The sequence below is a fragment of the Actinomadura sp. WMMB 499 genome, from assembly GCF_008824145.1.
Lineage (GTDB): Bacteria > Actinomycetota > Actinomycetes > Streptosporangiales > Streptosporangiaceae > Spirillospora.
The window spans coordinates 4105273-4127129 of the sequence record NZ_CP044407.1; the positions used below are offsets into that span (position 1 = coordinate 4105273).

The window sequence follows — 21857 nt, forward strand, 5'->3', positions numbered from 1 at the left end:
GTCGCGGCGTAGCCGGGCCGGGTCGCGGCGTAGCCGGGCCGGGTCGCGGCGTAGCCGGGCCGGGTCGCGGCGTAGCCGGGCCGGGTCGCGGCGTAGCCGGGCCGGGTCGCGGCGTAGCCGGGCCGGGGCGCGGCGTAGCCGGGCCGGGTCGCGGCGTAGCCGGGCCGGGGCGCGGCGTAGCCGAGCCGGGTCGCGGCGTAGCCGGGCCGGGGCGCCCTTCCCGGCGGCCCCCGTCGGGGTGTCCGGATCGGTGTCCGGCGGTGTCCGGCCAGGTCAGGGGCCGTTCGACGGGTCGCCGGTCAGGGCGTGCGCGGGCGGCCGTCCCGTCCAGGCGCGGGACCGCCGCGCAGGTGCCCGGTCTCTCCCCTCGTCGCGCGCTCCGCACGCCCGGACGGTGCCTCCGCGCCCGACCGAGTCAACATCAGGTGACGCGACGGTGTACAGGAATCGGACGCCGGATTGCATTGTGCGCCGGGGGGTGTCCGGACGGCTCGATCGGTTGCCGGACACCTCGCCGGACGGCTGGTGTGAGTGCCATGAACCACTCGATGCGAGCGGGTCTGACCCTGGTGGGGGGACTCTTCTTCGCCACCGCGGGCGGCCTCGCCTACGACGCGCTGACGGCCTCGCCCGCGCACGCGGCGGTGGGCCCGGCAACACCGTGGGAACGGTGCCCGCCGTACATCACCGACTACGTCCGGCTGGCGGAATGCGACCCGTCCGACTCCGGGAAGAAGCCGTCGACCGGCTTCGACGACACCGAACTCAGGCGGCGGCTCCAGGAGATGCGGGAGCGCCTCGGTGGACAGTCCGGGCAGTCCGCGCGGCCGGAGCGGCCCGCGCCGAAGCCCCGCCCCGACCCTCCGAAGCAGCGCCCCGAGCGCCGGGGGGACGACGGGCCGCGCCGGACGCCGCAGCAGCCGGAACGGCCCGACAACGACGGGCCGACGCAGCCCCCGATCGTCCCGCCGGACCGGATCGTCCGGCCGCCCGCGGACCGTCGCCCGGACCCGGATCCGCGGCCGAACCCGACGCAGCCGAACCCGAACCCGCCGACGTCGCCGGTGCCGCCGACCGGTGTCGGCCCCGGCGTGCCGTCGGCCCCCGGTACCGGCCAGAACCCGCCGCCCGGACCCAACGTGCCACCGGTCCCGGGCGGCGCGCCCGGCACCCCGCCCGGGCAGGTGCCGAACACGCCCGGTGCGCCGCAGTCGAACCGGCCGGGCGCCCCGCAGTCGGGCACCAACCCGCCGCCGTCGGGACCGCCCGCCTCTGACGATGGAGACCGCCGTCCAGGACGGTCCGATCCGCGGTGGAACCCGAACGACTGGACCCGGTACTGGAACGCTCGGTATCTGGCGTGGATCGCATCCATCGAGGACCCGACGCAGCGCGGCTATGTCTGGAAGAAGACCCTCCAGAGGATGCACAAGTGGTTCGCCGACGAGAGCGGTAAGGGCCCCCAGAACACCTTTCCCGACCCCAGCCTGCCCAAGACCGTCACGTACCCCAAGTTCACCCTCGAAGTCGGTCACGCGGCCTGGGAGGCATGGCTCAAGACACCGGCCGGCAACCGGCGCGAAGTGCAGGTGGCCGCGAAACGCGTCGAGGAGCTTCGAGAGAAGCTGGACGAGGCCAGGCAGCGTGGCGATACGGCTCGGGTCGCCAGGCTGGAACGCCTCCTGGCCACGGCGGAGAATCGCTTGGCGGGGGCGAAGAAGAATGAGAAGCGACTCTGGCCTGGCCTTGAGGAGCTGGAGAACGGCAACGGGGAGGAAGGGCAGCAGGGGCAGGGCGAGAACAGCAGCCAGACCGGGTCAGAGGGACAGGCCGGCTCAGAGGGCCAAGGCGGCACAGAGGGACAGGCCGGGACCGAGGGACAGAACGGCCAGGCCGGGACGGAGGGGCAGGGCGGCCAGAGCGGCCAGAGTCCGCCGAACCAGTCCACCGATGTGCCACCGGTCCAGCTGCCGAACCCGCTGAACCCTCCGTTCGCCCCCCGGCCCGAGGATCCCCGGCCTGAGGAGCCTCGGCCCGAGGTTCCCCAGCGTGACCTTCCCCTGCCCGAGATCCCCCAGCGCGACCTGCCCCGGCCTGAGGTTCCCGAGCGTGACGCCCCGGTGAACCCGCCCGTACTGCCGGACTCCCCGGGAGGCCCCGGCACGCCCGGCCAGCCGGGTAACCCGGACGGTCCGGGTGCGCCAGGCGAGCCGGGTAGCCCGAACGGTCCGGGAGCGCCCGAGCACCCCGAGCAGCCCGAGACGCCGAACCTGCCCGGTGACCCCACGCCGCCGGAGACTCCCTGGACTCCCGAGAGTCCCGGCCTGCCGGCCGACCCCGAAGCGCCGAACCTTCCCGGCGACCCCGAAGCGCCGAACCTGCCGGGCGACCCCGAGGCGCCGAACCTGCCCGGTGACCCCGAAGTGCCCGAGACGCCCGGGACTCCCGAAGGACCGGCCGACGAACCCGGCGAGAACCCCGAGGACGACCCGTTCCGCGTGCCGCCGCTGTTCCCCGCCGTCCGTCCGGGGCCGACCGCGCCCCCGGCGCCCGCACCGCGCGAGCAGCCGCCCGCGCAGCCCGATCCGCGCCGCCCGTCCGTCCGTCCGGACCTGCCCGGACGGGTGCTGGAGCGTCCCCGCACGCCCACGCCGGTCGGGCCGTCGCGCCCGCACGGCGACCGGACCCCCGCCTCGCGCCCGTCCGACACCCGTCCGGGCGCCGGACGTCCGGACACCCGTCCGGGCGGCGGGGACCCGGCATCGTCCCGGCCCGGCAACGGCCGCGGCAGCGGTGGCGGTGGCGGTGGCGGAACGGTGCGTCCGGGCGGCACGCCGACCGCACCGCGCCCCGCACCGACCGCGTCCCCGCCCGGCGGACCGGTGCGCACCCTGCCCGCGCCGAACCCGACCGCCCCGCCGCAGGCCGGCCCAGGGCGTTCCCCGGTCACGACGGGCCCCGGCACGGGCACCGCACCCGAACCGCACCGCTCACCGCTCGGACTCCCCAAGCCGGGACCGGCTCCCGAGTGGGACGAGACGGGACCGATCATCAAGCGCGAACCGCCCATGCCGGACCGACCCCCGCAGCAGCCGTTGCCGCCGAAGCCGCAGGCGCCGACGTTCACGCCCGACAAGGTCCCCTCGGTGACCGGCAAGACGCCGCTGCGCGGGCGCAACATCGCGGCCGAGATCGCCACCTTGGGCCTGGAGGAGCTGTACGGCAGGATGCTCACCCAGGAGCTGAACGAGGTGGCCCAGTGGATGGTCGAGCACCCCGAGTTCGCCCGCCAGTACGCGGACGAGTACGACCGGTACCAGGACCTGAACTGGGTCGAGCGTCGCACGCGTGACCTCGGCCAGACTCTGGGCCTCAACCCCGAGCATTTCATCGACGATGTCTTCATCCCCGAGCTGAGGGACCTCGCAGAGGAGATCCTCAACCCCCCGCTGCCGCAGGAGACGACACCGCCCGCACCCAACGACGGCAAGACCAGGTTCGGCGTGATGACGCCCCAGGACGCGGCCAACGTCCGCGACACCCCGGCGCTCTACCGCTACAAGGTCGGCGAGGAGGGCAAGAACCTGGACCTGCTGCTCCGCGACGAGCCGCGCCCGGCCCCCGCCCCGGAACCGCAGCCGGAGCCGACCCCGGAACCCGCTCCGGCCCCGGCCCCGAAGATTCGGCTCGCGCCGAAGGACGATGACGACGACGGGCCGAGCGCCCACGAGAAGCGAATGGAGAGCATCAACGAAGGCCGGGAGTACCGGCGCGAGAAGGAAGCGGAGAAGTCGGAGCCGCGCCTCGACGACCGGGACGGCGGCGGTCGCGGCGGCGGGAGCGCCCCGCCGCCCGCCCAGGCACCGCCCGCGGCCGGGCCCCCCGCCGCCTCCGGTCCCCCGGCGTCGGGCGGCGGCGGAGCACCGTCGGGCGGCAGCGGCCCCGCGCCGGCGCCCGCGCCCGAGCGGATGCACCGGATGGAGCGCGGGCCCGAGAACAGCGGCGGGCCGTCCGGTGACCCGTCCACCCGTGTCTGACCAGTGCCAACGCGGTTGACAACCGCCTGACCGAGGCCCGCGCCGACTCGGCGCGGGCCTCACGCATGCGCGTCCTGGACAGGTCTGGACGGTGTCCGGCGGGTGTCCGGTAGGTGTCCGGACGGCGCGAAGGGGTTGCCGGACACCCATCCGGACAGATGGCCTGAACACCATGATCAGACCGATACGAGTGGGCCTCACCCTGGCCGGGGGGTTCTCCCTCTCCATCCTGGGTGCCCTGGCCTACGACGTGCTGGCGGCGGGCGCCGCGCACGCGGACGGTCCCGAGCCCCCGCCGCCCGCGTGGGCGGCGGCGCCCGGCGACCCGTCCGAGCCCTCCTTCATCGAGCGGATGGAGGAGCAGCAGCAGCGGCTGCGGGAGCGGATCGAACAGCTCCAGCAGGACATCCGGCAGCCGCGTGCCGAGCAGCCGCAGGCGGCGCCGCCCCGGCGGAACGAACGGCAGGCCGACCCGCGGCCGGAGGGGCGGAACGAGCCGCCGTCCGACGAGCCGCGCGCGCCGTCGACCGAACCGACCCGTCCCGTGGTCCGCTCCGAGACGCCGGACCGCCCGGACCCGGCCAGGGAGCCGGACGGACCGGACCGTCCCGGAGACTCCCCGGCCAGGCCGGCCCCGGACGTCCCCGAGGCGCCGGCCCCCGCGCCGCCTCCGGTCCCCTTGGACCCCTCGGAGCTTCCGGTTCTGCCCGGCCCCCTGGGGCGTCCTGAGGGCGACCCGGACAACCCTCCTGAGGACAGGTCTCCGTCCACCGCACCTGCGGCGGGACGTCCGCCCGAACGGGAATCCGCGACGCCGCCGGGCCGGTCCGGCGCCTGGTCTCGGCGACTGCGGGACGGCGTCCTCGACCCGTACCGGGACGCCCGCGCCCGGATGCTCGCGCCGATCATGATGAGCCCGCGCGCCATGCGGGCCTTGGGGAGTCCGGCCGCAGCCGCGGCGGAGGGCTACGACCCCTTGGTCCAGCGGGGCATCTACGGGAGCACGGCGATACTGGACGCGGGCGTCGACCCCTGGCAGATCCTGCGCTTCATCCAGCCGGTCGGGGAGGTCGTCGAGCCGTACCTGCGCGAGCGCCGTCTCCAGGCGCTGGACCGGGCCGAACTGCGGGCGGAACGCGCCGCCCGCGAAGTCAATCGCGCACGGGAGCGGGGTACCGGAACCGGGCGCGCCTACCGGCGGCTGGCACAGGCCAACAAGGAGGTCCTAAAGGAGCGCCGGAAGTACGTGGAGAAGATCCGCGGGGAGCTGCAGTCGACGCAGGCGCGCCTCGATCAGCTCCGGGCCGCCCATGCCACCACACGCAACCCGATCACTCGTGGCCACATCTCCAACACCCTGAGGATGGCGAGCGAGGCCCGGCGGAACGCGCTGCTGGCCGCCGAACAGCTCGACGAAACGCCCTGGGCGCGCAGCGCCGGTTGGGAGACGGGCGAGGGCGACCGGACCCAGCTCTCGGAGACGTCGGAAAACCCCGAAGAGCCGCCCGCACAAGCCGGTGATTCTCCGGAGACCGGCGCCCAGAGCGGCGCAGAGGGACAGGGCGGCCAGACCGATACAGAAGGGCAGGGCGGTCAGAGCGGCCAGAGTCCGCCGAACCAGGTCACCAATGTGCCGCCGGTTCAGCTGCCGAACCCGCTGAGCCCTCCGTTCGCCCCCGAGCCTGAGGATCCCCGGCCCGAGGAGCCTCGGCCCGAGGTTCCCCAGCGTGACCTTCCCCTTCCCGAGATCCCCCAGCGCGACCTGCCCCGGCCTGAGGTTCCCGAGCGTGACGCCCCGGTGAACCCGCCCGTACTGCCGGACTCCCCGGGAGGCCCCGGCACGCCCGGCCAGCCGGGTAACCCGGACGGTCCGGGTGCGCCAGGCGAGCCGGGTAGCCCGAACGGTCCGGGAGCGCCCGAGCATCCCGAGCAGCCCGAGGCGCCGAACCTGCCCGGTGACCCCGCGCCGCCGGAGACTCCCTGGACTCCCGAGAGTCCCGGCCTGCCGGCCGACCCCGAGCCGCACGTGCCCGGTGACCCCGAAGTGCCCGAGACGCCCGGGGGTCCCCGCCTGCCGGGAGACCCCGAAGAACCTGACGGACCGCTCCTGCCCGGTGACCCCGAGGCGCCCGAGACGCCCGGGACTCCCGAAGGACCGGCCGACGAGCCCGGCGAGAACCCCGAGGACGACCCGTTCCGCGTGCCGCCGCTGTTCCCCGCCGTCCGACCGGGGCCGACCGCGCCCGTGACGCCCGCGCCGCGCGAGCAGCCGCCCGCGCAGCCCGATCCGCGGCGCCCGTCCGTCCGTCCGGACCTGCCCGGACGGGTGCTGGAGCGTCCCCGGACGCCCACGCCGGTCGGGCCGTCGCGCCCGTCCGGCGACCGGACCCCCGCCTCGCGTCCGTCCGACACCCGTCCGGGCGCCGGACGTCCGGACACACGTCCGGGCGGCGGGGACCCGGCGTCGTCCCGGCCCGGCAGCGGCCGCGGTGGCGGTGGCAGTGGCGGGACGGGACGTCCGGGCGGTTCACCGGTCGCGCCGCGCCCCGGACCCGGTGTCGCCGGACCGGTGCGCACCCTGCCCGCGCCGATCGTGTCCGCGCCCCCGACCGCCCCGCCGCAGGGCACCGCGCCCGAACCGGACCGCTCGCCGCTCGGACTCCCCAAGCCGGGACCGGCTCCCGAGTGGGACGAGACGGGACCGATCATCAAGCGCGAACCGCCCATGCCGGACCGTCCCCCGCAGCAGCCGTTGCCGTCGAAGCCGCAGGCGCCGACGTTCACGCCCGACAAGGTCCCCTCGGTGACCGGCAAGACGCCGCTGCGCGGGCGCAACATCGCGGCCGAGATCGCCACCCTGGGACTGGAGGAGGTGTACGGCAGGACGCTCACCCAGAACCTGAACTGGGCGGCCCAAAGAATGCTCGAGGACCCCGAGTTCGCCCGCCAGTTCGCCGACGAGTACGACCGGTACCAGGACCTCTCCTGGGCCGAACGCCGCAAGCGCGACTTCGGCCAGTTCCTTGGGCTCAACTCCGAGCAGTTCCTCGAGGACTACTTCATCCCCGAACTCAGGGACCTCGCAGAGGAGGTCCTGAACCCGCCCGCGCCGCAGCCGACGTCACCGCCCGCCCCCGACGACGGCAAGACCAGGTTCGGCGTGATGACTCCCCAGGACGCGGCCAACGTCCGCGACACCCCGGCCGTCTACCGGTACCGGGTCGGGGAAGAGGGCCAGAACCTGGACCTGCTGCTCCGCGACGAGCCACGCCCGGCCCCCGCCCCGGAACCGGAGCCGACCCCGGAGCCGACCCCGGAGCCCGCTCCGGCCCCGGCCCCGAAGATTCGGCTCGCGCCGAAGGACGATGACGACGACGGGCCGAGCGCCCACGAGAAGCGAATGGAGAGCATCAACGAGAACAGGGAGTACTGGCGCGAGAAGGAAGCGGAGAAGCCGGAGCCGCACCTCGACGACCGGGACGGCGGCGGCGGAAGTCCCCCGCCGCCCGCCCAGGCACCGCCCGCGGCCGCTCCCCCGGCCGCTGCCCCGGCGCCGGGCGGCGGTGGGGCACCGCAGGGCGGTGGCGGCCCCGCACCGGCACCCGCGCCCGGACCCGCTCCCGCTCCGGAACGGCTGCACCGGATGGAGCGCGGGCCCGAGAACGGCGGCGGACCGTCCACCGATCCGTCCGTCCGCGTCTGACAGCACCAACGCGGTCCCGTGACCGCCTGACCGAGGCCCGCGCCGACGACGGCGCGGGCCTCGCGCTCACTCCGGCTGCTCGTCCGTCCATTCCGCCACGGCGAACAGCTGGTATCCGGCCAGTTCGCCCGGCTTGTGGAACCGGTCGGGCATGTCCTCGGCGTCCAGCCTGCGCGGCCGTCCGTCGTCGCCCGGTGGGAGGGGACGGCTCCCCCTCGGCGGCGTCGCGACCAGATCCCGGATCTCCAGCAGGGTCTCCTTCTCCGGGTCGACGATCCACTGCCGCTTGTAGGTATCCGACTGCCCTGGGGGTACTGACACCTTCCTCTAGCCCGACCCCCGAGGATCGGTTGCCTTCGCGGTGCGATCATTGGGCTCGGCTCACCCGCGGAACGGAGTGGACGCGAATGGACTTCACCGACCCGCCGTCCACGGCCGCCTGGCTGCATTGCGACGCCCGCACGGGGTTCGAGGTCGTCCGGACGAGCCGGCTGGGCGGCGGGTGGCGGCTGCGCGGCGCGACCACCGCCGTGGAGGACGGACGGGCGTGGGCCGTCGACTACGAGATCGACGTGGACGAGCGCTGGTGCACGCGCCGGGCGCGCGTCTCCCGCCTGCTGGAGGACGGGCCCGCCACGGTGACCGTCGAGCGCGCCGGGCAGGGGCGCTGGCTGGTCGACGGCCGACCAGCGCCCGTCCTCGACGGCTGTGTCGACGTCGATCTGGAGTCGTCCGCGATGACGAACGCGCTGCCCGTCCATCGGCTGCGCCAGGCCGTCGGGGACGCCGCGGACGTCCCGGCCGTCTACGTCCGGGCGGACGGCCTCGCCGTCGAGCGGCTGGAGCAGACCTACGTCCGGATCGCCGACGGCGAGGGGCACCGGCGCTACGACTACGCGGCGCCCGCCTTCGGTTTCACGGCCCGCCTGGTCTACGACCCGTCCGGGTTCGTGCTGGAGTACCCCGGCCTGGCCGTCCGGCACGCCTAGAGGTCGTCGCCCGGGCCCGCGCAGGGCATGTCGTCGAACAGGTCCAGCGGGACGGCGGCGGCCATCCGCTCGTAACCCCGCGGGCCGGGGTGCAGGTTGTCCGGGCTCGCGTACGCGGGGAGCAGCCGGGAGGGGTCCGCCGGGTCCCGGACGGCCGCATCGAAGTCGACGACGCCGTCCGCGAGGGTCTGGCTCCGGATCCACGCGTTGATCCGCTGCCGGTACCGCTCGCTGTTCGGAGCGGTCAGGGTCCCGTTGACGAGCGCGTTCGCGGCGGGGGTGAGGGTGCCGAGCCAGATCCGCTTGCCCGCCGCGTGCGCGCGGTCGATCAGTCGGACGTAGCCGTCCTGGATCTCGGCGGGCGTGACGCCGATCCGGAGCCCGAGGTCGTTGATGCCCTCCAGCACGAGGACTCCGGACGCGCCGGGGACGTCCAGTGCGTCGGCGCGGAACCGGGACACGCCGCTCGGGCCGTCCATGAGACCGAGGCTCCCCAGCAGCTGGTTGCTGCCGATGCCCGCGTTGACGACGGAGATCCCGAGGCCGGCGGCGTCCGCGCGCCGCTGGAGTTCGTCCGGGTAACGCCCGTTCGTGTCGGCCACCGAGCGGTCGGCGGGGATCGCGAACGGGCTGCCGCCGACGAACCCGTCGGTGATGGAGTCGCCGAACGCCACGACCGCGCGCGCGTCCGACCGGACGTCCAGCCCCGCGACGAACAGCCAGCTGAGGGTCTCGTTCGCGAACCCCTCGGCGCCGGTGCGTGCCGTGAGGTCGCCGGTGCGCGCGTCCGCGTAGTACGACGTCGCGTTCGCGTTCCAGTGCTTCGTCACCCCGCCGGTCCGGTCCGGCAGGTGGACGCTGACCGCCAGCGGGTCGAACGCCGCGAACGTCAGCGCGGCCGCGTCGCTCACGGCGTCCTCGCCCGCCGGGACGGTGACGGACGCCGCGCCGCCGAACGTCACCGGAACCGGCCGTCCGGTCGTGGCGCCCCGGACCTGCGGCGCGATCGTCACCCGGCCGAACGTCACCGGCTCCCGGCCGAACCGGTTGCTCAGCCGCACCCGCACCGACGACCCGCCCAGGTGCGGCGTGATCACCATCCGGACGGTCTGGTCGTCGAGCGTCGTGGGGACCGCGCCGAGCGACGCGTCGAACGGGACGGCGCCGTCGGTCGGGCTCGCCGTCCAGCTCGCGACCCACCGCGACGGGCATGCCCCGACCGGAGCGGCGGCCGAGGCGTGGACGGGCGTCCGGACCGGCGACAGGACCGCCACCACCAGCGCGCCCACCAGGACGACCGCGAGACTCCGTGCACGCACCATGCTCTCCTCACCGCCGGAGAGGAAGATTCAAGCATGCGGAGAGTCAGATTCTCTTGGCATGTGCGTGACAGTCGCCCGCCCGGCAATTCGCACCCAGGTGCTCCCGCGCCGGCGCGCCGGGACCGCCATCGCGCGGAGGGCGGCACCGGCGCCGGACGCGACTTCACGCCCCGCGCGGTCTGCTCGCGCCGGAGCGCCCCCGGCTAAGCCGTCCGCAGACCGAGTTCGGACCGCTCCGGCACGAGCGGCACTCCGGCCGCGGCGGCGCCGGGGACGGCCCGGAACCGGCCATCCCCGCTCAGGTGGTCCAGGAGTCGGCCAGGGTGGCGAGGTCGTCGAGGGCGGCCTCGACGCGGGTCCGGTCGCCGGTGGTGAGGTAGTCGGTCTGGAGTCCGGCGTACGCGGCGTTGAGCAGGGTCGCGCGGCGCAGGGCGAGGTCGTCCGGGACGCCGTGGGCGCGCAGGACGTCCGCGACGTACCCGGCCCGGTCGCCGAGCATCTTCGGGACGTACGGGCCGGTGAGGCGTCCGGCGGCGGACAGGCCCTCGATCTCGTGCAGCAGCCGGACCATGGGCAGGTCCTCGGCGAGATGCCAGTCCCAGGACGCGCGGACGACGGCACCGAGGCCGGTGCCGCCCGGTGGGGCCGGGAGCGCCTCGAGGCGGCCCTTCTGGCGCCGGTCCAGATGCTCCAGGACCGCGCTGATGAGTTCGTCCTTGGTGGCGAAGTGGTGCGTCAGGACGTACGTGCTGTGGCCGAGCGCCTTGGCGAGCGGGCGCATCGAGAGCTGCGCGATGCCGTGTTCGGCGAGGTAGTCGACGATCGCGTCGAGGAGTCGCGCGCGGCGCTGCGGGTCACGGGGGCGGGCCACGGGGGTCGAGCCTATTTCCATGACGATCGTTTGCCAACTCGGCATGACGGTCGTTATGTTAACGGCTCCCGACCGCCGGAGGCCGTCCCATGAACCCGCCCGCCGCCGGGCGTCCGCACCGCCTGCCCGTCCTGGCCGCGCTGTGCGCCGCGCTGCTGGTCATGAGCATGAGCGTGAGCGGCGGTGACGGTCGCGCTGCCGTCGATCGCGGCGGACCTGCGGGCCACCGGGCCGCAGCTGCAGTGGATCACCGAGGCGACGGTCCTCGCGCTGGCCTCGACGCTCGTCGCCGCCGGGGCGCTCGCCGAGCGGGCCGGGGCGCGGCGCGTGCTGCTGGCCGGGGTCGCCGTGTTCGCGGCGGCCTCGCTGCTCGCGGCGGCCGCGCGGACGCCCGGCGAGCTGATCGCGGCGCGTGCCGTCCAGGGCGTCGGGAACGCGCTGATCACGCCGTCCGCGCTGGCCATCGTGCGGGGCGTGTTCCCGCGCGGCGAGCTGCCGAAGGCGCTCGCGGCGTGGGGCGCGGCGGCGAGCGCCGGGGTGGTGGCCGGGCCGCCGGCGGGCGGGCTGCTCACCGAGCACTTCGGCTGGCGCGCGCTGTTCCTGGTGAACGCGGCGGTACTGCTGGCGGCGGGCGGGGCGGTCGTGGCCGTGGTGCCCGCCGTTCCCGGACGCGCGGTGCCGCTGGACGTCCCGGGCGCCGTGCTGGCCTGCGGGACGTTCGTCGCCGCCGTCCACACCCTGATCGAGGCCCCGCACCGGGGCGCCGCGGCGACGCTCGCGGTGCTGCTCGGGGCGCGCTGGCCGTCCGGCTGCGCCGGGCGGCGCACCCGCTCCTCGATCCCGGCATGCTGGCCGGCCGCGCGTTCCGGCCCGCCGCCCTCGCGGCGGCGACCGGGTTCTTCGCGCTGATGGGCGTGCTGTTCCTGCTCACGCGGTACCTCCAGGTGCAGCGCGGCTTCACCCCCTCGGAGGCGGCGCTCGCGCTGCTGCCGGTGGCCGTCGCGCAGCTGGGCATGGCGCCCGTCGTGGTGCGGGCGATCGCCCGGTACGGGGTGCGGCGCACGGCGGCGGGCGGGCTCGCGGTCGTGGCCGCCGGGGCGGGGACGATCTGGGCGGGCCTGCGCGCCGCCGAACCGGCGCTCGTGATCGCCGGGCTGGGCGTGCTGGCGGCGGGCAACGCCGCGACGGTCAACGCGGCGAGCACCGCGATGCTGCGGGCGGCCCCGCCGGAACGGTCCGGCTCCGCGGCGGCCGTGAACGAGACCGCGTTCAAGCTCGGCGGCGCGCTCGGCGTGGCCGGGCTCGGCGGCGCCGCCTTCGACCTCGCCGCCGTGGTCACCGCGGCCGCGGCGCTCGCCGTCGCGGCGCTGACCTGGCGGTCACTGCAGGAAGGGAGAGCACGATGATCGAGAGGTTCGCGACCGTCCGGGGGCTGCGGCTGGCCTGGCTGGACGGCCGGGGGGACGGCGCGCCGATCCTCGCGCTGCACGGGCATTTCGGGCGCGCCCGGTGCTTCGCGCCGCTCGCCGCCGCGCTCGCCCCCCGGTACCGGGTGATCGCGCTGGAGCAGCGCGGGCACGGCCACAGCGACCGGGCCGGGGACTACGGGCCGGACGAGTACGTGGCCGACGCCGCCGAGTTCCTGCGGGGGCTCGGGGCCGGGCCGGTGATCGTCCTCGGTCACTCGATGGGCGGGGTCGTCGCCTTCCGGCTGGCCGCGCGACACCCCGAGCTCGTCCGGGCGCTGGTCGTCGAGGAGGGCGGCGCGCTCAACCGGCCGCCCGACGTGCCGCACCCCGTCCTGGACGTCCGGGACTGGCCCCGCCGCGCCGCCACCCTGGACGGGTTGCGCCGCGCCATCGAGGCACGGGGGATCCCGGACGCGGGGTACTTCCTGGAGAGCGCCGTCGAGCACCCGGACGGGTGGGGCCTGCTGTTCGACCGCGACGACATGGTGGCGTCGCAGCGGGCCCTGATCGGCGACTGGTGGGCGGACTGGCTGGGGTCGTCGTGCCCCGCCCTGCTGATCCACGGGCCGGAGAGCTTCGTGCTCCCGACGGCGCAGGCCCGCGCGATGGCCGGGCGCCGCCCCGGGACCGTCCTGCGCGAACTGCCCGGCTGCGGCCACTGGGCGCACGACGACGACCCGGCGGCGTTCGCGTCGGCCGTCCGGGAGTTCCTGGCGGCGCTGTGATCAGAGCCAGCCGTTGCGGCGGAAGCCCCGGTAGAGCGACAGGCAGGACAGCGCGATGACGCCGAGGATCATCGGGTAGCCGAAGCGCCACTGGGTCTCGGGCATGAAGTCGAAGTTCATCCCGTAGACGCCCGCGATGGCCGTGGGCACCATGAAGATCGCGCCCCAGGCGGAGATCTTGCGCATGTCCTTGTTGTCGGCGACCGTCACCTGCGTCATGTGCGCCTGCAGGATGGGGTTGAGCAGCTCGTCGTAGGACTCGACCTGCTCGCGGACGCGGGTGAGGTGGTCCTCGACGTCGCGCAGGTACTCCCTGATCTCGGCCGGGACGAACCGGCGGCCGGACAGGTTGCGCAGCGGTCCGGCGAGCGGGCCGACGGCGCGCTTGAGCTGGATGACCTCGCGCTTGAGCCGGTAGATGCGGCGCGACTCGTCGGTGCGCTCGGGCGAGAAGACGGCCTCCTCGACCTCGTCGATGTCCTCCTGGACGGCGTCGGCGACGTTCACGTACCCGTCGACGACGTGGTCGGTGACGGCGTGCAGGACGGCGGCGGGCCCCTGCACGAGCCGCTCCGGGTCGCGCTCGAGGCGGGCGCGGACCGGCGCCAGCTCGCCGTGCTTGCCGTGCCGGACGGTGACGACGAAGTCGGGCCCGCAGAACATCATGATCTCGCCGGTCTCGACGACCTCGGAGCCGTCCTCGCCGGGGACGTAGCCGACGGTCTTCATCACGACGAAGTGGACGTCGTCGTAGCGCTCCAGCTTCGGGCGCTGGTGGGCGTCGATCGCGTCCTCGACGGCGAGCGGGTGCAGGCCGAACACCTCGGCGAGCTCGGCCAGCTCGGTCGCGGACGGCTCGTGCAGCCCGACCCACACGAACCCGGCGCTGTCGCCCTCGGGGGTGAGGCGCCCGTCGCGGATGAGGCGCACGGCGTCGCCGACCGTGTCGGTGCAGACGCGGTGGCCGTCGATGTAGGCGGCCCAGTCGATGACGGCGGAGCCTCTGGGCGGGCGATGCGCGCCGACGGGGCGGTTGCGCGGCTTGAACAGCGCGCGCGGGGGACGGACTCGCGTCATGGCCATGAGGTGCTCCTAACCCGCCGGCCACGCGCGCACGGCGCGCTCGACCCTAGAGGGAGCGCGCTGGAGCGGCCGGACGCCAGATGGAGGCGGACGGATGGACAGTCCTCGGACTGTGAGGGTTCTCCGGCGAACTGCAAGTATCACCAGGAATCATCCCGACCACCTCCTTCCGGACATGAAGCGACCACGGGCTGTCAAGACCGGTTGCAGCGTACCAGCCGATCGTTAGGACGTCGTGAGGTTCGGCGAGGTTCACGCCGGCGCGTGTGACGGCGGACTCATCGGACGAACCGCCGCGCCCGCGCCGGATCTGTAAGCTCGCGTGACGTGCGAGTACTCGTCCTTGGATCGGGTGGCCGCGAGCACGCGCTCGCCCGCGCCCTGCACCGCGACCCTGCCGTCACCGCCCTCCACTGCGCCCCGGGCAATCCCGGCACGGCGGAGATCGCGGACAACCACCACCTCGACCCGACCGATCCGACGGCGGTGACCGAACTCGCCGCCCGGCTGCGGATCGAGCTGGTCGTCATCGGCCCCGAGGCACCGCTCGTCGCGGGCGTCGGGGACGCGCTGCGCCGCGCGGGCGTCCCGTGCTTCGGCCCGGACCGCGAGGCCGCCCGCATCGAGGGCTCGAAGGCGTTCGCGAAGGAGGTCATGTCGGCGGCCGGGGTGCCGACGGCGGACGCGCGGGTCTGCGAGACGCGCCTGGAGGCCGAGGAGGCGCTCGACGCGTTCGGGCCGCCGTACGTGGTGAAGGACGACGGGCTCGCGGCGGGCAAGGGCGTCGTGGTGACCGAGGACCGCGCCGCGGCCCTCGAGCACGCCGCGGCGTGCGAGCGGGTCGTGATCGAGGAGTTCCTGGACGGCCCGGAGGTGTCGCTGTTCGCGCTGTGCGACGGCGTGCAGGCCGTCCCGCTCCTGCCCGCGCAGGACTTCAAGCGCGCCCTCGACGGCGACGCGGGCCCCAACACCGGCGGCATGGGCGCGTACACGCCGCTCCCGTGGGCGCCCGAGGGGCTGGTGCGCGAGGTCATGTCCACGGTCGTGCAGCCGACGCTGGACGAGCTGCGCCGCCGCGAGACCCCGTACGTGGGCGTCCTGTACGCGGGGCTCGCGCTGACGTCGCGGGGCGTGCGGGTCGTCGAGTTCAACGCGCGGTTCGGCGACCCCGAGACCCAGGTCGTCCTGGACCGGCTCGCCACCCCCGTCGCGACGCTCCTGCAGGCGTGCGCGATCGGCGGCCTCGACCCGGACCTGCGGCCGGAGTGGCTCCCAGGGGCCGCGGTCACGGTCGTCGTGGCGGCCGAGGGCTACCCGGCGGCGCCGGTGCAGGGCGGCGAGATCACGGGCCTCGCGGAGGCGAACGCGGTGGACGGCGCGTACGTCCTGCACGCGGGCACGAGCCTGGACATGGAGGACGGACGGCTGCGCGCGAGCGGCGGCCGGGTGCTGAGCGTCGTGGGGACCGGGGCCGACCTCCCGGCGGCCCGCGCGGCGGCGTACAGTGCGGTGTCCGAAATCGGCCTGCGCGGCTCGCACCACCGCACAGACATCGCCGCGAACGCCGTGCAATGACATAACCCCCCGAAGGCAGACATGACCTCCTCCCCCACCCCAACCGACCAGGAGGAGGTCTACGGCGTCACGACGCTGGAGCTCTTCTTCGACCTCGTCTTCGTCTTCACGCTGATCCGGCTGACCGACGTCCTGATCGGCGAGTTCAGCCCGCTCGGGCTCTTCCAGGTCGTGCTGATGTTCGGCGTCCTGTGGTGGATGTACGGCGGGTACGCCTGGCTGACGAACATGACGGCGCCGACCGCGACCGCGCACCGGCTGCTGATCCTCGCCGGCATGGGCGGGTTCTTCATGGTCGCGCTCGGCACCCCGACCGCGTTCACCGGCGACGGCGGCCTGGTCTGGGGCCTCGGCTACCTGCTGCTCGTCCTCGCGCACGTCGCCCTGTACGCCCGCGGCAACCCGAACATCCTGCGCGTCCTGCCCGCGAACCTGCTGGCCGCCGGGCTGATCATCGCCGCCGGGCTGCTCGACGGCGGCCCGGTCGTGTACGTGCTCTGGACGCTCGCGCTCGTCGTGCCGATCGTCCAGCCGTACATCGTCCCGGCGGGCGGCCTGTTCAGCATCCGCGCGGAGCACATCGTCGAACGGCACGGGCTGCTCGTGATGATCACGCTCGGCGAGTCGATCATCTCCGTGGGGACCGGCGCCGCGCACGCCCACCTGGACGCGGGCCTGGTCGTCGCCGCGCTGCTCGGGCTCGCGCTCGCGGCGGCCATCTGGTGGACGTACTTCACCGGCGACGACGAGCGCGCCGAGCACTCGCTCGCCGCCGCCGACGATCACCGCCGCACGCAGATGACGATGTTCGGGTACTTCTACGCGCACATCCCGCTGATCATCGGCGTCCTGGTGGCGGCGGCCGGGATGAAGAAGGCCGTCGAGCACGCGTGGGAGGGCCTGAAGCCGGGCACCGCGCTGGCCATCGCGGGCGGCGTCGCCCTCTACCTCGCGGGCGACGTGCTGTTCCGCCGCATCGTGCGCATCGGCCCGTCCCGCATCCGCCTCGGCGCCGCCGCCGCGTCCCTCGCCGCCGTCCCGCTCGGCCTCTGGCTCGCCGCCGCCCAGATCGCCGCCCTGGTCGCCGTCCTCGCCGGAGCCGTCCTCCTGGAGAAGCGCCGCGCCCCGGCCCCCGCGGGCTCGGACGACCTGGGACAATCGTCGGGTGATTGAGCGTTACACACTTCCGGAGATGGGGCGCGTCTGGTCGGACGCGCACAAGTACGAGCTGTGGTGCAAGGTGGAGGTGCTCGTCGTCGAGGCCCACGCCGCGGCCGGGACGATCCCGCCGGAGGTGGTGGAGCCGGTGCGCAAGGCGCCGCCGCCGACGCCGGAGGCCGTGCACGAGATCGAGGCGGTCACCCAGCACGACGTCATCGCGTTCCTGTCGGCGTGGGCGGACAACACCGAGCCCCGCGAGGCCGCGCGGTACGTGCACTTCGGCATGACGTCGTCCGACCTGCTGGACACCGCGCTGGCGCTGCAGCTCGTCGAGGCGACCGACATCCTGCTGACGAAGGCGGACGCGCTGGTCGCGACGCTGCGCGACCACGCGCTGGCGCACCGGGGGACGCTGCGGGTGGGCCGGACGCACGGGATCCACGGGGAGCCGGACGTCTGGGGCCACCGGGTCGCGGACTTCGCGTTCGCGATGGCGCGGTCCCGCGACCGGCTGCGGCGGGCCCGGGAGTCGGTGGGCGTGATGGCGATCTCCGGGGCCGTCGGGACGTACTCCAACATCGATCCCGCGATCGAGGCGCACGTGGCGCGGGAGCTGGGGCTCGCGACCGCGGACGTGTCGACGCAGGTCGTCATCCGGGACGGCATCAGCGAGTGGGTGTCGGCGCTCGCGATCATGGCGACGGTGTGCGAGGCGATCGCGCTGGAGGTGCGGCACGGGCAGCGCACCGAGGTGCGGGAGCTGTGGGAGCCGTTCGGCAAGGGCCAGAAGGGCTCCTCGGCGATGCCGCACAAGAAGAACCCGATCATCTCCGAGCGGCTCGCGGGGATGGCGCGCATCGTGCGGGCGCAGATCGTCCCGGTGCTGGAGGGCATCCCGCTCTGGCACGAGCGGGACATCTCGCACTCGTCGACCGAGCGGATCGCGCTGCCGGACGCGTCGATCGCGCTGGACTACATGCTGAACCTGACGAACCGCCTCATGTCGGGCCTGGTCGTGGACGAGGCGCGGATGACGGCGAACCTCGAGTCGACCGGCGGGCTGATCTACACCTCGACCGTCCTGCTGGAGCTGGTCGAGGCCGGGATGTCCCGCGACGACGAGGCGTACCCGCTCGTCCAGAAGGCGGCGATGACGACGTGGGAGACGGGGGTGCCGTTCCGCGAGACGCTGCGCGGCGCGGCGGTCGAGGCCGGTCTCACGCTCGACGAGGGGCGGCTGGACGAGGTGTGCCGCCCGGAGCGGTTCGTCGAGCGGCTGGGGCCCGTCTTCGACCGCCTCACCCACCTGACCTGACGCCCGGAACCGACGGAGGCGCCCGTGCCGGCCACGCTCACCGAACTCAACGTCTACCCCGTCAAGAGCGGCGGCGGCACCGCGCTGCGCGCCGCCGAGCTGACGCCGGCGGGGCTGCGGCACGACCGCGAGTTCATGCTCGTCGACGCCGAGGGCCGGTCGCTGACGCAGCGCGACACGGCCGCGCTGGCGCTGCTGCGGCCGTCCTACGACGGCGAGGTGCTCACCGTGACCGCGCCGGGCGCGGCGCCGCTCGTCCACAAGGCCCACGAGGACGGCGAGCCGCGCGAGGTGCTCGTGCAGCGCAAGGAGGCCCGGGGCGTCGACCAGGGCGACGAGGCCGCGGCGTGGTTCGCGGACCTGCTCGGGCGGGAGTGCCGGCTGGTCCGGTTCACCGGGCGGCGGGAGACGTCGCGGGGCGGGGGTGTGGCCCGGTTCCAGGACGGCTACCCGCTGCTGCTGATCTCCGCCGAGTCGCTGGCGGACCTGAACGGGCGGATGGCCGCGCCGCTGCCGATGAACCGGTTCCGACCGAGCCTGGTGGTCGAGGGGCTCGGCGCGTTCGGCGAGGACGGGGTGCGGCTGCTGCGGATCGGCGGCACGGTGATCGAGGCGGTCAAACCGTGCACCCGCTGCGTCATCACCACGACCGACCAGGAGACGGGCGAGCGGGGCAAGGAGCCGCTGCGGACGCTGGCGTCCTACCGGAGCGGCGAGGGCGGCCTGCTGTTCGGGCAGAACTGCGTGCCGCGCACCGTGGGCGGGCTCGCGGTCGGTGACCCGGTGGAGATCGTCGAGGCGCGCTGAGCCGCGGCGGTCAGCCGATCACTTCGCCCGTCTCCTCGCCGTACTGGTCCTTCATCACCGTCGGGACGATCTCGACCGTGAGCCCCGGGAGGGACGGCACGGGCCTGCGGGCGGCGGTGGGCCGCAGCGTGTCGGCGAGGTCGTCGAGCGCGGCGGGCGGGACGCGCAGGACGAGCCGTCCCTCGTCCGGCTCCTCGACCGCGAACGCGTCGTCCGGCGCGAAGACCAGGACGGTGTCGGCGGTCCGCAGGATCAGCTCGCGGCCGAAGGGGAGGCGCCCGCGCAGGGCGTCGGCGACCGCGGTGGCCTGCAGCGCGCCGAGCGTGATCGTGGTGCCGTCCGGAGTCCGCTCCCAGTGGGCGGTGGAGACGAACTGCATGCCGCTGCTGGAGCCGTCGCGCGCGATGCCCTCCCGGACGGCGCGTCCCACCTCGGGGTCCTCCAGGAGGGAGCGGCGGTCGAGGTCGGTGACGAACAGCGGGAGGCGGGGGGCGAGGACGTCCATGAGCGCCTCGGAGTTCCACTGCCGGACGGCCTCGTACTCGGCGGTCGCGAGCCCGACGACCTGCAGGAACTGGAGCGATCCGTGCGGGGTGCCGATCTCGCCCAGTTCGGGGTCGAGGACGAACGCGACCGCGCGGATGTCGGAGTCGTCCCGGTCGGTCGCGATCGGGCCGTTCACGTTCATGTGGTGCCCCGGCTCGAACCAGTTGCCGGATTTGAACACGTACCGGCCGAGATTTTGCAGCATGTTCGCCGCCCAGACCGGGGGCTTCTCGTCGGCGGGGTCCCGGACCAGCCGGAAGGTGAACTCGAAGCCCCAGCCGGACTCGTCGGCGTTCTCCGACTCCTTCTCGTACAGCTCGCTCATCCCGTACGAGACGAAGTGCCAGTGCGGGACGGGTTCGGTGCGCGGGTAGGCGCTGATCCCGTCGAGCGGGTCGGAACCGCCGACCGCCCACTTGAGGATCGTCGCCCAGTGCAGCGGTTCGACGTCTCCGTAAACGTCCCGCAACGCACCGTCGATCGCGGCCCAGCCTGGCGATTCGTCCATTTGATCACCATAGTGGCGGTATCGGCGGCACGATGGGCAAGCGAACTTTTTCCGTCGGATGGGCATCTCAACGAGCGAACCGCTCCGTGGACGGCGCTCCGGGCGCCGCACCCTCGGCACGGTGGTTTACTGGGGACGCGTCGCGGCAGACGCAAGGGGGACGCCGTTCGGCGCGCACGGCCCAGGCGCTCCCACACGATCCGGCAGGTTTTCCCGCATCCAAAGGAGTATCGCGGCATGAGCATGGGCCAAGAGGTTCGATACCGCGTGCGCGGCGGCAGGCAGCTGCACGGCACCGTTTTCATCCAGGGCGCGAAGAACGCCGTCCTGCCGATGATCGGTGCCTCGCTGATGGCCGCCAAGGGCCGGACCGTTCTGCGCAACGTGCCGATCATCGAGGACGTCCGCCGCGCCGTCGAGCTGGCCCGCGCGGTCGGCGCCCGCGCCGAGCTGCACGAGACCGAGCGCACCCTCGTCATCGACGCGTCCACGCTCAGCAGCCCCGTGCTGCCCGCCGACATCGCGTCCCGGTTCCGGGGCTCGTTCCTGTTCGTCCCGGCCCTGCTGCACCGGCTGGGCGAGGCCGTCATCGAGGGCGTCGGCGGCTGCAACCTCGGCAGCCGCAACCTCGACTTCCACTACAACGGCTTCAAGCGGATGGGCGCGACCGTCACCGAGAACGTCGGCGACGACGGCGACGGCGTGATCCACATCAAGGCCGGCGACCTGCGCGGCGGCACGCTGTACTGCGACACGCCGTCGCACACCGGCACCGAGAACCTGATCATGGCCGCGGCGCTCGCGCAGGGCACCACGCTGATCAAGAACGCGGCGCTGGAGCCCGAGGTCCTGGACAACATCGCGATCCTGCAGGCGATGGGCGCCAAGATCAGCGGCGGCGGCACCGGGTTCATCACCGTCGAGGGCGTCGACGAGCTGACCGCCGTCGAGCACACCGTGATGCCCGACCGGATCGACGCCGGCGTGTTCGTGATGGCCGCCGCGATCACCGGCGGCGAGCTGAACCTCGTCGGCGCCTCCCTGGAGCACCTCGGCGTCGCCGCCGACAAGCTCGAGCAGATGGGCGTCGAGTTCCACCAGCAGGGCGCCGTGCTCCAGGTCCGGCGGGACCGCACGCTGCGGCCGATCAACGTCATCACCGACGAGTACCCGGGCTTCGCGACCGACCTCCAGTCGCCGATCATGGCGCTGTCGTGCCTCGCCGACGGCCCGTCCTACGTCTACGAGCGCATCTTCGACGGCCGCTTCAAGCTCGCCGACGAGCTGGCGAAGATGGGCGCGGACATCGAGGTCGACGGCAACCGCGCGAAGGTCAACGGCCCGCGCGCGCTGCGCGGCGCCGAGGTCGAGGCGCACGACCTGCGCTGCGGCAGCGCGCTCGTGCTGGCCGGGCTCGCCGCCGAGGGCGAGACGACGATCACGTCCGCCTACTTCCTCGACCGCGGCCACGCGCACATCGCCGAGCGGCTCTCGCAGCTCGGCGCGGAGATCGTCCGCGAGACCGCCTGACCTGCCCCGATCCGGGGACCGCTCAGCGGAACACCCCCGTTCCCACAAGCCGCACGGCCGGCACCGGGAGCGGGGGTGTTCCGCTTTCCGGGACCGGACGGACGTGCGCCGCGGGCTCACGCGAACGGATCCGGCCCGCGTCCGGGCGACCGCCGCCCGCCCTTTCGCCCGTCCCTCCGCACGGAACGCCCACTCTCGCACGGGACTTCTGAACGC

The 21857-nt window shown here is 74.3% G+C and carries 16 protein-coding genes; 11 read left to right on the forward strand and 5 right to left on the reverse strand.

Annotated features, from left to right (window positions below; genetic code table 11):
- Positions 1-548: 548 nt before the first annotated feature.
- Positions 549-4037 (forward strand): hypothetical protein, encoded by a 3489-nt coding sequence (locus F7P10_RS43345; protein WP_151010399.1) that lies wholly within the window; start codon positions 549-551, stop codon positions 4035-4037.
- 172 nt (positions 4038-4209) lie between these two features.
- Complete coding sequence (locus tag F7P10_RS42425; RefSeq protein ID WP_176611525.1) at positions 4210-7740, forward strand: hypothetical protein; 3531 nt, start codon at positions 4210-4212, stop codon at positions 7738-7740.
- Between the two features lie 66 nt (positions 7741-7806).
- On the opposite strand, the gene F7P10_RS18030 is transcribed toward F7P10_RS42425, so the two are convergent.
- Positions 7807-8061 (reverse strand): hypothetical protein, encoded by a 255-nt coding sequence (locus F7P10_RS18030; RefSeq protein ID WP_151010400.1) that lies wholly within the window; start codon positions 8059-8061, stop codon positions 7807-7809.
- Between the two features lie 86 nt (positions 8062-8147).
- On the opposite strand from F7P10_RS18030, the gene F7P10_RS18035 reads away from it, so the two are divergent.
- Positions 8148-8729 (forward strand): putative glycolipid-binding domain-containing protein, encoded by a 582-nt coding sequence (locus F7P10_RS18035; RefSeq protein ID WP_151010401.1) that lies wholly within the window; start codon positions 8148-8150, stop codon positions 8727-8729.
- On the opposite strand, the gene F7P10_RS18040 is transcribed toward F7P10_RS18035, so the two are convergent.
- Positions 8726-10051: a GDSL-type esterase/lipase family protein gene (locus tag F7P10_RS18040; RefSeq protein ID WP_151010402.1), complete on the reverse strand. Its 1326-nt coding sequence runs from the start codon at positions 10049-10051 to the stop codon at positions 8726-8728. The two genes, F7P10_RS18035 and F7P10_RS18040, sit on opposite strands and share 4 nt — an antisense overlap.
- Positions 10052-10349: 298 nt before the next feature.
- On the reverse strand, positions 10350-10922 hold the full coding sequence (locus tag F7P10_RS18045; RefSeq protein ID WP_151010403.1) for a TetR/AcrR family transcriptional regulator: 573 nt from the start codon (positions 10920-10922) through the stop codon (positions 10350-10352).
- A 183-nt stretch (positions 10923-11105) separates the two neighbouring features.
- Here F7P10_RS18045 and F7P10_RS18050 point away from each other — a divergent pair, with 183 nt between their 5' ends.
- From F7P10_RS18050 to F7P10_RS18060, 3 genes are read left to right on the forward strand one after another with little or no spacing between them, the layout of a single operon-like run.
- Complete coding sequence (locus F7P10_RS18050; protein WP_151010404.1) at positions 11106-11831, forward strand: MFS transporter; 726 nt, start codon at positions 11106-11108, stop codon at positions 11829-11831.
- Complete coding sequence (locus F7P10_RS18055; protein WP_151010405.1) at positions 11768-12328, forward strand: MFS transporter; 561 nt, start codon at positions 11768-11770, stop codon at positions 12326-12328. The genes F7P10_RS18050 and F7P10_RS18055 overlap by 64 nt, the downstream gene beginning before the upstream one ends.
- Positions 12325-13116, forward strand: coding sequence for an alpha/beta fold hydrolase (locus F7P10_RS18060; protein WP_151010406.1), 792 nt, complete (start codon positions 12325-12327; stop codon positions 13114-13116). Before F7P10_RS18055 ends, F7P10_RS18060 begins: the two co-directional genes overlap by 4 nt.
- Here F7P10_RS18060 and corA read toward each other — a convergent pair whose 3' ends face one another.
- On the reverse strand, positions 13117-14199 hold the full coding sequence (corA, locus tag F7P10_RS18065; protein WP_218040559.1) for a magnesium/cobalt transporter CorA: 1083 nt from the start codon (positions 14197-14199) through the stop codon (positions 13117-13119). It lies immediately after the preceding gene.
- Between the two features lie 327 nt (positions 14200-14526).
- Here corA and purD point away from each other — a divergent pair, with 327 nt between their 5' ends.
- Genes purD through F7P10_RS18085 form a run of 4 tightly spaced genes read left to right on the forward strand, consistent with a single transcriptional unit; the run spans position 14527 to position 19057 of the window.
- Entirely contained in the window at positions 14527-15774 is a 1248-nt protein-coding gene (gene purD / locus F7P10_RS18070) for a phosphoribosylamine--glycine ligase (protein ID WP_151010407.1), read from the forward strand.
- Positions 15775-15795: 21 nt separating this feature from the next.
- Positions 15796-16947, forward strand: a complete 1152-nt coding sequence (locus F7P10_RS18075; RefSeq protein WP_151010408.1) for a low temperature requirement protein A — start codon at positions 15796-15798, stop codon at positions 16945-16947.
- Positions 16940-18250: an adenylosuccinate lyase gene (purB, locus tag F7P10_RS18080; RefSeq protein ID WP_151010409.1), complete on the forward strand. Its 1311-nt coding sequence runs from the start codon at positions 16940-16942 to the stop codon at positions 18248-18250. Before F7P10_RS18075 ends, purB begins: the two co-directional genes overlap by 8 nt.
- A gap of 24 nt (positions 18251-18274) precedes the next feature.
- Positions 18275-19057: an MOSC domain-containing protein gene (locus tag F7P10_RS18085; RefSeq protein WP_151010410.1), complete on the forward strand. Its 783-nt coding sequence runs from the start codon at positions 18275-18277 to the stop codon at positions 19055-19057.
- Positions 19058-19067: 10 nt separating this feature from the next.
- Here the strand turns inward: F7P10_RS18085 and F7P10_RS18090 are convergent, their stop codons facing one another.
- Positions 19068-20111 (reverse strand): suppressor of fused domain protein, encoded by a 1044-nt coding sequence (locus tag F7P10_RS18090; RefSeq protein WP_176611526.1) that lies wholly within the window; start codon positions 20109-20111, stop codon positions 19068-19070.
- A 243-nt stretch (positions 20112-20354) separates the two neighbouring features.
- Here F7P10_RS18090 and murA point away from each other — a divergent pair, with 243 nt between their 5' ends.
- On the forward strand, positions 20355-21641 hold the full coding sequence (gene murA / locus F7P10_RS18095) for a UDP-N-acetylglucosamine 1-carboxyvinyltransferase (RefSeq protein WP_151018125.1): 1287 nt from the start codon (positions 20355-20357) through the stop codon (positions 21639-21641).
- Positions 21642-21857 lie beyond the last annotated feature (216 nt).